This window comes from Cupriavidus plantarum (assembly GCF_905397285.1).
Taxonomy (GTDB): Bacteria; Pseudomonadota; Gammaproteobacteria; order Burkholderiales; family Burkholderiaceae; genus Cupriavidus; species Cupriavidus plantarum.
The window spans coordinates 215684-227594 of record NZ_CAJPUX010000006.1 but is presented as its reverse complement, the minus strand read 5'-3'; the positions used below and the strand labels follow the sequence as shown (position 1 = coordinate 227594).

Sequence of the window (11911 nt, the reverse complement as noted above, 5' to 3'; positions counted from 1 at the left end):
GTTCCCCGGATATGCATAAACAAGCCTATCCACAATGATTGATTGTGATTTCAACAATAAATCACGCAGATCGTGTAAAAGTCCACGGTAGGAACGGGAGACTGTGTCATGGATCGGCTTCAATCGATGCGCGTGTTCGCCAAGGTCGTCGAGCTTGGCAGCTTCGCCCGTGCGGCGCAGCAATTGGAAATGTCCAATGCGGTGGTCACGCGCTATGTGGCCGATCTGGAAAGCCACCTCGGCACTCGGCTGCTCAACCGCACTACGCGCAGCCTGTCGCTGACGGACGCCGGCGAAACCTATCTGCTGCGCTGCAACCAGATCCTCGAAGACGTGGAGGAAGCCGAGGGGGTGGTCACCGCCCGCAGCCAATCGCTCTCGGGGACGCTGCGGCTCGTCACGCCGGTGATGTTCGGGCTCCATCTGTTGCCGCATACCCTCGCGCGCTTCCAGCGGCTGTATCCCGATGTGGTGTTCGACGTGTTGCTCTCGGACCGCAACGTGGACATCGTGGAAGAGGGCAGGGACGTCGCGGTCATGCTGTCCGATCTCGGACTGGGATCGCATCTCGTGGCGCGGCCGCTGATCTCCGCGGAAATCATCCTGTGCGCGTCGCCGGGTTACCTGCGCGAGCACGCGCCGCTACGGCACGCGCACGACCTCACTCATCACCGCTGCATCGCCATGCGCCTGCCCAACGCCGAGCACGAGTGGACATTGTCCGGTCCCGAAGGCGAGGTGACCGTGCCGATCCGCCCCGGCCTGCTGTGCAGCAACGCCGAACTGGCCCATCAGGCCGCGCTGGCCGACATGGGCATCGCGATGCTGTCGTCGTATCTGGCGCGCCCCAATATCGAGGCGGGCCTGCTGACCCATATCCTCCCGCAGTACCAGCTGCCGCGGCGCGATATCAGCGTGGTCTATCCCAGCCGCAAGTTCCTGCCGACGAAGGTCCGCGCGTTCATCGACTTCCTGCTCGAGGAAGGCAAGCAACGCGCGGTGGAAGCGGAAGCGCACAAGCGCGCTAGCGCGCTCTCCGGCGAGGGGCGATAAACCGTATCGCTTACTCGTCCACCTCGGCGGTGGCCTTGGCCTTCTTCGCGGCGGTCTTGGCGGGAGCCTTCTTGGCGGCGGTTTTAGGCGGGGCCTTCTTGGCGGCCGTCTTGGAAGCGGTCTTGCCCGCCGCCTTCACCGGTGCCTTCTCGGCGGGTGCCTCGTCATCGGTCTTCGCGGCGCTCTTGGCTGACGTCTTCGCGGCCGGTTTGGCCGCGGCACCCTTGGCACCCGCCTTCGGCTCGCGGGCCTCGAACTCGAAGCCGATCTTGCCGTCAGGCTGCTTGACGAGGAACGCCTTGAAGTTGCGGCCCGTGCGCGACGACTTGAAGCCCGTCAGCAGATCGGTGCGGCCGTCGGTCAGCAGCTTGCCGATCTGCTCGCGCGAGATCTCCTGCTGCAGGATGATCTTGCCGCTCGTGAAGTCGCAAGACTTTGCGCTGCCCACAGCGTTCTCGCACACGTACTTCATGCCGTGCTCGTAGACCGCGCCGGCGCACTTCGGGCAGGTGCCGACAGGCGTCTGCTCGCTGAAGTCGATCGGCTCGCCATCGCTGTCGTCGTCGTTCTGGCCGAAGTCGAATTCCATCTTCCAATGGCCTTCGTCGTCCTTCGCTAGCTTCAGGATGGCCGCGAACGGCCGGCCCATCTTGCTGCGGAATCCCTGCAGCGGACCAATCTCCTTCTTGAGCAGCAACTCCTCGACTTCTTCGATCTCGAACTGACGACCGCCGGGAATCTTGCTGATCGAGAAATCGCACGCGGTACATGCAAAGCGGCGATAGTTCTCCTTGACCTGGCCGCCGCACTGCGGGCATGGCGTGTCCAGCGTCGCGTAGTCGCCGGGGATCGTATCGCTGTCGTACTCCTTCGCGCGCTTGACGATCTGTTGCGTCATCTGCGCGATCTCGCGCATGAACTCATCGCGCTTGAGACGGCCGCGTTCGATCTGCGACAGCTTGTGTTCCCATTCGCCCGTCAGTTCGGCCTGCGTGAGTTCCTGCACGCCGAGGCCGCGTAGCAGCGTCATCAGCTGGAACGCCTTCGCGGTGGGGATCAACTCGCGGCCTTCGCGGACGAGGTATTTCTCCGTCAGCAGGCCTTCAATGATCGCCGCGCGCGTCGCCGGCGTGCCGAGGCCCTTGCCGGCCATGGCCTCGCGCAGCGCGTCGTCATCGACGAGCTTGCCCGCGCCTTCCATCGCCGACAGCAGCGTCGCTTCGTTGTAGCGCGCGGGCGGGCGCGTGGCCAGTCCCACGGACTCGACCTTGTCGGTACGGACCTTCTCGTCCTTGGCTACCGCCACCAGCGTCGCGTCCTTGCTGTCCTTCGCGTCGTCCTTGCCTTCCTTGCTGCCCTGCGCTTCGCGGCCGTAGATCTCGAGCCAGCCCGCGTTCACGAGCACCTTGCCCTCGGTCTTGAAGTGATGGCTCGCGACCTCGGTGACCCGCGTCGTCACCTGGAATTCGGCCGCCGGGAAGAACACCGCGAGGAAACGCCGCACGACGAGGTCGTACAGCTTCTGCTCGGGCTCCGACAGATTCTTCGGCGCCTGGAGCGTGGGGATGATGGCGAAGTGATCGCTGATCTTGCTGTTGTCGAAGATCTTCTTGTTCGGCTTGACCCAGCCGTTCTTCATGATCTTCTTGGCATGCGGGAAATAGTTCGGCGAACTCTCCGCGAGCATGTCCATGGTCTGCTTGACCGTATCGATATAGTCCTCGGGCAGCGCGCGCGCATCGGTACGCGGGTACGTCAGCACCTTGTGCTTCTCGTACAGCGCCTGCGCCAAACCCAGCGTGTTCTTGGCCGAGAAGCCGAAGCGTCCGTTCGCCTCACGCTGCAGCGTGGTCAGGTCGAACAGCGCGGGCGACTGCTGCGTGGACGGCCGGGATTCCTCGGTAACGGTGCCCGGCTTGTCGCGGCACGCGGCGACGATGCTCTTCGCCTCGGCCTCGCTCCACAGCCGCGACTCGCGCGCCTCCGGATCGAACTCGTTCTTCTTGAACTTGGGGTCGAACCAGCGGCCTTCGTACAGGCCCGCGGCGGCGATGAACTCCGCGTGGACTTCCCAGTAATCGCGCGACACGAAGTGTTTGATCTTCTCTTCGCGCTCCACGACGATGGACAGCGTCGGCGTCTGCACGCGGCCGACCGTCGTCAGGAAGAAGCCGCCGCCCTTGCTGTTGAATGCGGTCATCGCACGCGTGCCGTTGATGCCGACCAGCCAGTCCGCCTCGGACCGGCAACGGGCCGCATCGGCGAGCGGCATCATGTCGATGTCCTCGCGCAGGCTCGCAAACCCGTCGCGGATCGACTGCGGCGTCATCGACTGCAGCCACAGCCGGCGCACGGGCTGCTTCGCCTTGGCCTGCTGCGCGATCAGGCGGAAAATCAGTTCCCCTTCGCGCCCCGCGTCACAGGCGTTGATCAGCGCGGTCACGTCCTTGCGCTTGATCAGGCGGTTGAGCACCTTCAGGCGCGATTCGGTCTTGGGGATGGGGCGCAGGTCGAAATGGGGCGGAATCACCGGCAGATTGGTGAAACTCCACTTGCCGCGCTTGACTTCATACTCGTCGGGCGCTGCGATCTCGACCAGGTGACCCACGGCCGAGGACAGCACGTAGTCGTCGCTCTCGAAGTACTCGTCGTGCTTGGTAAAGCCCCCGAGGGCGCGCGCGATATCGGCGGCGACCGACGGCTTTTCCGCGATGATGAGGGCTTTTGACATTGAGCGGTCCTTGCGGGCATGGCCTCATGAATGAGAAGCCAGCACCTCTTGAAAATGCACTGCACACTATATATGTGGCGTGCCTGGGCTTTGAGGCGCCAATAATAAGCGCGACTCAGACGGCCGTGCAAGCCAGCCCAGGCCAGCCTCGAACACCCGTCGGGCCGCGCTTCCTAACGCGCGGCGTCCGTACCAAGCAACCACTCGAGCACTTCTGGCATGTCCGCGGCAGGGGCCGTCATGCGGGACCCGCGTGCGAGCATGCGCTCCAGAACTTCCAGGTGCGGCAGCACGGTACCGTAGAAATCCGGCTGCCCGCCTGCCACCCGCTGCACCAGCAGCGTCGGGAAATTCTCGATATCGACGTCTTCCCCCAGATAGTCCGCATGGGTTTCGATGTCGATCCAGACGAAACAGTCGGCCGGGTGGCGCGCGGCCAACGCCGCGAACCCAGCCTCGTACTCCTTGCAGGTGCCACACCACGCCGCGCACAGGCATGCGACGAGTCGTCCGTCCGGACGATCCTGAAGTGCCCGGCGAAGGGCGGCGGCATCCCGCTCGGGGAAGTAAACGGTCATGGCGATGTAAACATGAGCCTGCTGGCGCACACAATGCGAGACATTGTATCGGGGCTTGGCAAACTCGCTCCTTGATCCCGTCCCGCATCACCGTCCGATCTGGCTGCAACGCCGATAGCGATTTCCCGGTAGACGCTCCACGGCGCCCGCCAGTTCCAGTTCGAGCAGTGCGGTTGCCACGGTATCCGGGCGCATCCCGCTCCGGGCGCAGATGTCGTCCAGCGTCACCGGATCATAGGCCAGCGCGGCACCGAGCGTATCGCTGCACTGGGTACGCCCCGCCGCGTCACCTGCGGCCACTAGGGTGGTGCCAGCCGGGGGCAGATTCAAGTCGGTGAACTCTTCGAAGACGTCCGCCGGGGCCTCGACCAGCCGCGCGCCGTCGCGGATCAGGCGGTGCCCGCCGCGCGAAAGTGCCGAATGGATCGATCCGGGCACCGCCAGGACCTCGCGGCCAAGCTCGGCCGCTAGCCGCGCGGTGATGAGCGACCCCGACCGCTCGGCCGCTTCGATGACGAGCACGCCGCGCGACAGGGCGGCAATGATGCGGTTGCGCCGCGGAAAGTGATGACCCACTGCGCGCGTACCCAGCGGAAACTCGCTCACGATCACCCCGTGAGCGGCCACAGCGTGTGCGAGGTCGCGGTGCCGCGCCGGGTACACGATGTCCGCTCCCGTGCCGATGACCGCCACGGTACCGCCGGGGCCGCTCAAGCCGCCCGCGTGCGCGGCGGCATCCACGCCCAGCGCCAGCCCCGAGATTACCGCGAGCCCGACCCGCGAGAAGGCGGCCGCGAAGGACTCGGCGTCCTGGCGGCCTTGATCCGTGGCCTTGCGCGCGCCGACGATGGCCAGCGCGGGCCGTGCGAGGGTATCGAGGTGGCCGTTGACGTACAGCAGCGGCGGCGGATCGTTCAGATCGAACAGCCTTGCCGGGTACGCGGCATCGGCGAGCGTGAGCAGATGGTGGTGGGGCGCGTCGCGCCACGCGAGTGTGCGGTCGATCAGCACCGCCATCGCGTCGTCCGGCGGGGCCAGCAGCGCGCGCACGACGTCCGCGGGCACATGCGCCCCCAGGCGCGCGGCATCCTGCGCCAGCACGCGCTCGGGCAGACCGAAGGCGGCCAGAAGCCGCCGGGCCCCCACGGGACCGAGCCCCGGTGTCGCGGACAGTCGCAGCCACGCCGCGACCTCGGCGTCCGTCAGGGCGCCGGCGTCGGGATCGGGGGCGGAAGGTGCGAGAGGGGAGAGCGCGGGCAGGTCCGCGCGAAAGTCACGCGTCACGCAGGGGAGAAGCGGTTTACCGGTTGGCGGTCAATCCCGGCGGCGGTGTGCCCGCCGGGCGATCGCTGGGATGCTCATTGGGTGCTCAGCGAATGCTCAGCGGGGAGGCTCAGTGCGGTGTCTGTGCACGGTCGCCGACCATGATCGTGTTCGACGCGTCGGTGACCAGCGCATATGAAATGCCCGGGAACACACGGAACACGAAGGCGAGGCCGTAACGGTCGTCCGGGAGCGTGATCAGGCGGTTGTTCTCGGTCCTGTCCTTGACCTGGCCACCATCGCGCGACAGCGCCACCACGTGGCCGGGCTCGAGGCCGGCGTTGCCGCCGACGTTGAGCACCACCACCTGCTTGGCGCCGCCGTACTGCACGCCGCCATAGACCTTGGCCACGCGCGCGTCGATCTCGACCTCCGGCGCATGCGGGACATAGCGGACAAGCTCGCGCGGCGGCTGCGGGAGCATCAGCGTGCCGATGCCGATCTCCTGTTGCGCGGCCGTGGCCTCCACCGTCGTGACGGCATCGGGGCCTTGCGGACCCTGTGTCACGCGCAGGTTGCCCTGATACTCGGCTTCGTACCCGATGACCTTCTGCGTCACGGGATCCTTCACGGGCTGTACGGGACGAAAGGCCTGCCAGTCGCTGCCGACCCGGGCATCCTCGGCGCTGATGCCGCGTGCATAGGCCGAATCGCCGCGGCCCATGTAAACGCGCGACTCCGGCAATGCCACCAGGCGCGCGGACGTCGCGAGCGTGCCCTCGTCCACCACGAGCGGTCGAATCAGGAACGGCTCGATGTCCTTGGCCGCGATGGTCAGGATGGCGCCGCCCTCGGCGTCGTCGCCGCGCACGCGCGGGGACAGGCGCACGGTGTCGCTGTTCGCGCCGCCGGGTGCCGTCGTGGACAGGAACGCGCGGCCGTCGCGCTGAACCAGGTACAGGATCTGGCCCGGGAAGATCAGGTGGGGATTGCGAACCTGCTGCTTGTTCATCCCCCACAGCTCGGGCCAGCGCCACGGCTGGCGCAGGAAGCGGCCCGAGATGCCCCAGAGCGTGTCGCCGCGGCGTACCGTGTACTGCGACGGTGCGTCCTGTGCGAGTTCTGCGATGGGAATACCCTGTTGAGCGGTGCGGTCCGCTTCGGCCTGCTGCGTCGGCGTGACCGCGCGCTCGGCGGCGTTGACGCCCATGCTCGCTGTGGCTGTGACGCCCGCGGCACTCAGTATGGCGAAGGTGAACGCGTGCAGCCTGCGGCCGAACGCCGCCTGTTCTTTGGTAAGATCGCGCATTTTCCTGACCGGTCGGCGTGACGACCGGATTGACCCTGGATAGAGCGTGCCTGCTGCGGCGCGCCTTGAATTTTTGTACTAGCGCCCCGATTCTGCATGGAAACATCCGTCGCCGCAACGCGACGGCTCCGTTGCACGCAGCTGGCGTTGCGCCCGAGCATCATGGCAAAACTGGACATCCTGACCTACCCCGATCCCCGTCTCCACATCGTGGCAAAGCCCGTCGCAGTGGTAGACGATCGCATCCGCCAGCTCGTGAAAGACATGGCCGAAACCATGTACGAGGCCCCCGGTATCGGCCTCGCCGCGACGCAGGTGGACGTGCACGAGCAGGTGATCGTCATCGACCTGTCGGAGACGCGCGATGCGCTCCAGGTCTTCATCAATCCGGAGATCGTCTGGGCCAGCGATAACCGCAAGGTCTGGGAAGAGGGCTGCCTGTCGGTGCCCGAGGTCTACGACCGCGTGGAGCGGCCGGACCGCGTGCGCGTGCGCGCGCTGAACGAGAAGGGCGAAACCTTCGAACTCGATGCGGACGAACTGCTCGCTGTATGTATACAGCACGAGATGGACCACCTGAAGGGCAAGGTTTTCGTCGAGTACCTGTCGCCGCTCAAGCTCAACCGCATCAAGTCCAAGCTCCAGAAGCGCGGACGCGCGCGGATGTGAGCGCCGGCCGCATGACTCAGACCCAGCCCCTGCGCGTTGCCTTTGCGGGCACGCCCGAATTCGCACGCGTCGCCCTCGAGGCGATCCATGCCGCCGGCTTTCCGGTGGTGGCCGTGCTGACCCAGCCCGATCGTCCCGCCGGCCGGGGCATGCAGTTGCAGGCGAGCCCGGTCAAGCAGTTCGCCGTGGCCCACCAGCTTGGACCTGTCCTGCAGCCGCGTTCGCTCCGCCGTCAGGGCAAGTACCCCGAAGAAGCGGGCGCCGCGGTGAATACCCTCGCGGCGATCGCGCCCGACGTCATGGTCGTGGCCGCCTATGGCCTGATCCTGCCGGCCGAGGTGCTGGCGCTGCCGCGATACGGCTGCCTCAATATTCATGCGTCCTTGCTGCCGCGCTGGCGTGGCGCCGCGCCGATCCATCGTGCGATCGAGGCAGGCGATGCGGAGACGGGCATCACGCTGATGCAGATGGACGAAGGCCTCGACACGGGCGCGATGCTGTCGAGCGACACCGTGGCGATCGGGCCGCTGGACACGACGGGCACGCTGCACGACGCGCTGGCCGCGATGGGTGGCCGCCTGATCGTGGATGCCCTGCGCGAACTCGCCGCGGGACGCGCGCTCACCGCGACGCCGCAGCCCGAGGAAGGCATTACCTACGCCGAGAAGATCGGCAAGGACGAGGCGCCGCTCGATCTCACACGGCCAGCGGCCGCGCTGGCGCAACAGGTGCGCGCGTTCAACCCGTTCCCCGGCGCCACGGTGCAGGTGGGCGACACCGTGATCAAGTGCTGGCAGGCCGTGCCGCTTGCCGCGGGCGAGTCGCCGTCGCCGCATCCCCCCGGTACGGTGCTCTCCGCCGACGCGGCGGGCGTGATCATCGCCTGCGGCGATGGCACCGCGCTCCAGGTGACGGAGCTACAGAAGCCCGGCGGCCGCCGCCAGCCCGCGCAGCAGTTCCTGCAGGCGATGCCCCTTGTGCCCGGCACGCGCTGCGCGCTGCCTGCGCACGCCTAGAGGGTTCCGCCTAACCCGGCGCCACCCGCTCGCGGGCGGGACATAATCGCCGGACGCACCTTCATGGCCCACATGTAGCCTTCATCATGCTCGGCATCACTGACCTGCCGCTCTTCGTCGGCGCGGTATTCCTGCTCAATGTCACGCCCGGCCCGGATACCGCCTATATCGTCGGCCGCAGCGTCGCGCAAGGCCGCGCGGCCGGGGTGATGTCGTCGCTCGGTGTCAGCGCCGGCTGCTGCGTGCATGCCCTGGCGACGGCCTTCGGGCTCACCGCGCTGCTGGCCGCGTCACCGCTGGCGTTCTCCATCATCCAGTACGCCGGCGCTGCCTATCTGTGCTGGCTCGGCCTGCGCATGATCGCGGCCACATTTCGCGCCAATCGGGCCAATCTCGCCCAACGCGCGGCGGAGCACCCGGCACCCGCGACGGCCGGCGCCAGCCGCGCACGGGACGCTCGCAGCATGCGCGCGCTGTTCATGCAGGGCTTCCTGACCAACGTGCTGAACCCGAAGGTCATCCTGTTCTTCCTGTCGTTCTTCCCGCAGTTCGTGGACCCGAAAGCCGGGCATCAGGCGGCGGCGTTCCTCGTGCTCGGCGCGATCATGATCGTCATGAGCACAATCTGGAACACGCTCGTCGCCTGGCTCGCGGGCACCCTCACCCGGCGCGTCAGCGAGGCGCCACGTCTCAAGTGCTGGCTCGATCGCGTCGTGGGAGCCGCCTTTATCGGCCTGGGCGCGCGTCTCGCGCTGCTGCCCCGCTAAGCGGACGCGTAAAACCCTGCAAGGAACATTGAATTTCCCGGCGTCTGACCCTATCTAACGGGGGAACGCGTAATTGACGCGTTGACGATTTCCACGGAGCTCACTGCCATGTTCAACTGGGTCAAGACCTTCATGCTGATGGCCGCCATCACGGCGCTGTTCATCGTCATCGGCGGCATGATCGGCGGACGCAGCGGCATGATGATGGCGCTGCTGATCGCGCTGGGGATGAACTTCTTCTCGTACTGGTTTTCGGACAAGATGGTCCTGCGCATGTACAACGCGCAGGAAGTCGACGCGAGCACCGCCCCGCAGTTCTACGGCATGGTGCAGGACCTCGCGCAACGCGCGGGTTTGCCGATGCCGCGCGTGTACCTGATCAACGAGGACGCCCCCAATGCGTTCGCCACGGGCCGCAATCCCGAGAACGCCGCTGTGGCCGCCACGACGGGCATCCTGCGCGTACTGTCCGACCGCGAACTGCGCGGCGTGATGGCGCATGAGCTCGCGCACGTGCGTCACCGCGACATCCTGACGTCCACCATCGCCGCGACGATGGCCGGCGCGATTTCCGCGCTCGCCAACATGGCGATGTTCTTCGGCGGCCGCGACGAGCACGGCAACCGTACCAACCCGATCGCCAGCATCGCGGTGGCGATTCTCGCGCCGCTGGCCGCATCGCTGATCCAGATGGCGATCTCGCGCGCACGCGAGTTCGAGGCGGACCGTGGCGGTGCCGAGATCAGCGGCGATCCGCAGGCACTCGCGAGCGCGCTCGACAAGATCCATCGCTATGCGCAGGGCATTCCGTTCCAGGCGGCCGAGGAACATCCGGCCACCGCGCAGATGATGATCATGAACCCGCTGGCCGGCGGCGGCATCGCCAATCTGTTCTCGACGCACCCGGCGACGGAAGAGCGCATCGCGCGCCTGATGCAGATGGCGCAGACGGGGAGCTACCCCGCCTGATGCCAGCCCCGCTTCCGGGGCGTAAAATCCGGCGCATGCACGCCAACGGGTAAACTGCCCGCCGTGTTCCTTCGGACCGGCGGGCTTTTTGCCACCGGGCCCTCCGCTTTCACCCCGATCTCGCCGAGATGTCGCCGGGATTTCGCTTTTCAGAGTTTTCGTTCGTATGCGCCTGCAACCTGATTCACTCGCCTTCCAGATGCTTGGCGCCGCTGCCGCGGTACGCGGCGTCAACGAAGGCACCGCCTTGCCGCAGGCCATCGACGAGGCCGCCGCGCACCTGCGGCTCGACCGTGTGCGCGATGCCGCCACGCGCGGCGCCATTCAGGATCTTGCCTATCGCACGATGCGCCAGTTCGGTGCCACGCGCGCGCTGGTCACCCACCTCGTGACGCGGCCGCCCGGCGCGCTCGTCGATTCGCTGCTAGCCGTCGCGCTCGCGCTGCTGCTCGATGGCGAGCAGGCCGATGCCGATCAGCCGGGCCGCGGCTACAGCAATTTCACGGTAGTGGACCAGGCTGTGAGCGCGGCGGCCTCAGAACCCAAGACCGCGCACGCGCGGGGCCTTGTCAACGCGGTCCTGCGCCGATTCCTGCGCGAGCGCAAGCCCTTGCTCGCGCGCATCGCGCAGGAGGACGAAGCGCGCTGGAACCTGCCGGACTGGTGGCTCCGCATGCTGCGCGACGCGTATCCCGATCAATGGTCGTCGCTTGCGGCGGGCGTCAATGCGCGGCCGCCGATGACGTTGCGCGTGAACACCGCGCGCGGCACGGTCAGGGATTATCTGACGCGCCTCGCCAATGCGGGGCTCGCCGGGGTGCAGGTAGGCCCGCAGGCCGTGCGGCTCGTGCGCGCGTTTCCCGTCTCGCAGATTCCCGGGTTTGCGGAAGGCGACGTGTCGGTGCAGGACGCGGGCGCGCAGCTGGCCGCGCAGTTGCTCGAGGTCTCCGATGGCATGCGCGTGCTCGACGCCTGCGCGGCGCCCGGCGGCAAGACGGGCCATCTGCTGGAGCTCGCCGATATCGACCTGACGGCCGTGGAGAGCGACGGTCAGCGCGTCGCGCGCATCCACGACAACCTTGCCCGGCTCGGTCAGCAGGCCAACGTCATCACCGGCGATGCGAGCCGTCCGAAGGACTGGTGGGATGGCCAGCCGTTCGATCGCATTCTCGCGGATGTGCCATGTTCCGCGTCGGGCATCGTGCGCCGGCATCCCGATATTCGCTGGCTGCGGCGCGAATCAGATATCGGCAAGCTCGTCAACGAGCAACGTCGCATCGTTTCGCAGCTTTGGCCCCTGCTCAAGCCTGGCGGCATTCTCGTCTATGTAACCTGTTCGATTTTCCCAACGGAGGGTGAAGAGCAGGCGCTCTGGTTTGGTGCGCAGCTACCAGATGCGATACGATTGCAGGCGCCGGGGCAACTGCTGCCCGGCGTGAAGGCGCCTGAACCGGTCGGCGGCACCGCGGTGGATACCGCGACGGCTGCCGGCGAGGCAAGCCTGCCATCGGATCACGATGGCTTCTACTACGCCCGCTTCCAGAAACGCGCCTGAC

Annotated in this window: 10 protein-coding genes; 6 read left to right on the top strand and 4 right to left on the bottom strand. The window is 66.9% G+C overall.

Going from position 1 to position 11911, the window contains the following annotated elements:
* Positions 1–108 precede the first annotated feature (108 nt).
* On the top strand, positions 109–1053 hold the full coding sequence (locus KHP16_RS23520) for a LysR family transcriptional regulator (protein ID WP_109582494.1): 945 nt from the start codon (positions 109–111) through the stop codon (positions 1051–1053).
* A gap of 10 nt (positions 1054–1063) precedes the next feature.
* Here the strand turns inward: KHP16_RS23520 and KHP16_RS23515 are convergent, their stop codons facing one another.
* From KHP16_RS23515 to KHP16_RS23500, 4 genes are all read right to left on the bottom strand, one after another.
* Positions 1064–3784 carry a DNA topoisomerase III gene (locus KHP16_RS23515; RefSeq protein WP_211961255.1) on the bottom strand — a complete coding sequence of 907 codons (2721 nt, stop codon included), beginning with the start codon at positions 3782–3784 and terminating at the stop codon, positions 1064–1066.
* Positions 3785–3957: 173 nt separating this feature from the next.
* Positions 3958–4362: a thioredoxin family protein gene (locus KHP16_RS23510; protein ID WP_211961254.1), complete on the bottom strand. Its 405-nt coding sequence runs from the start codon at positions 4360–4362 to the stop codon at positions 3958–3960.
* An 87-nt stretch (positions 4363–4449) separates the two neighbouring features.
* Positions 4450–5646 (bottom strand): DNA-processing protein DprA, encoded by a 1197-nt coding sequence (gene dprA, locus KHP16_RS23505; protein ID WP_415831280.1) that lies wholly within the window; start codon positions 5644–5646, stop codon positions 4450–4452.
* A gap of 109 nt (positions 5647–5755) precedes the next feature.
* Positions 5756–6934 (bottom strand): LysM peptidoglycan-binding domain-containing protein, encoded by a 1179-nt coding sequence (locus KHP16_RS23500; RefSeq protein ID WP_109582496.1) that lies wholly within the window; start codon positions 6932–6934, stop codon positions 5756–5758.
* Between the two features lie 162 nt (positions 6935–7096).
* Here KHP16_RS23500 and def point away from each other — a divergent pair, with 162 nt between their 5' ends.
* The 5 genes from def to rsmB all read left to right on the top strand — a co-directional run bounded on the left by def (position 7097) and on the right by rsmB (position 11910).
* Positions 7097–7603 carry a peptide deformylase gene (def, locus tag KHP16_RS23495; protein WP_109582831.1) on the top strand — a complete coding sequence of 169 codons (507 nt, stop codon included), beginning with the start codon at positions 7097–7099 and terminating at the stop codon, positions 7601–7603.
* An 11-nt stretch (positions 7604–7614) separates the two neighbouring features.
* Positions 7615–8619: a methionyl-tRNA formyltransferase gene (fmt, locus tag KHP16_RS23490; RefSeq protein ID WP_115954108.1), complete on the top strand. Its 1005-nt coding sequence runs from the start codon at positions 7615–7617 to the stop codon at positions 8617–8619.
* 86 nt (positions 8620–8705) lie between these two features.
* Entirely contained in the window at positions 8706–9386 is a 681-nt protein-coding gene (locus KHP16_RS23485; RefSeq protein WP_211961253.1) for a LysE family translocator, read from the top strand.
* A gap of 108 nt (positions 9387–9494) precedes the next feature.
* Entirely contained in the window at positions 9495–10355 is an 861-nt protein-coding gene (htpX, locus tag KHP16_RS23480) for a zinc metalloprotease HtpX (RefSeq protein ID WP_211961252.1), read from the top strand.
* Between the two features lie 166 nt (positions 10356–10521).
* Positions 10522–11910 (top strand): 16S rRNA (cytosine(967)-C(5))-methyltransferase RsmB, encoded by a 1389-nt coding sequence (gene rsmB, locus KHP16_RS23475; protein ID WP_211961251.1) that lies wholly within the window; start codon positions 10522–10524, stop codon positions 11908–11910.
* Position 11911 lies beyond the last annotated feature (1 nt).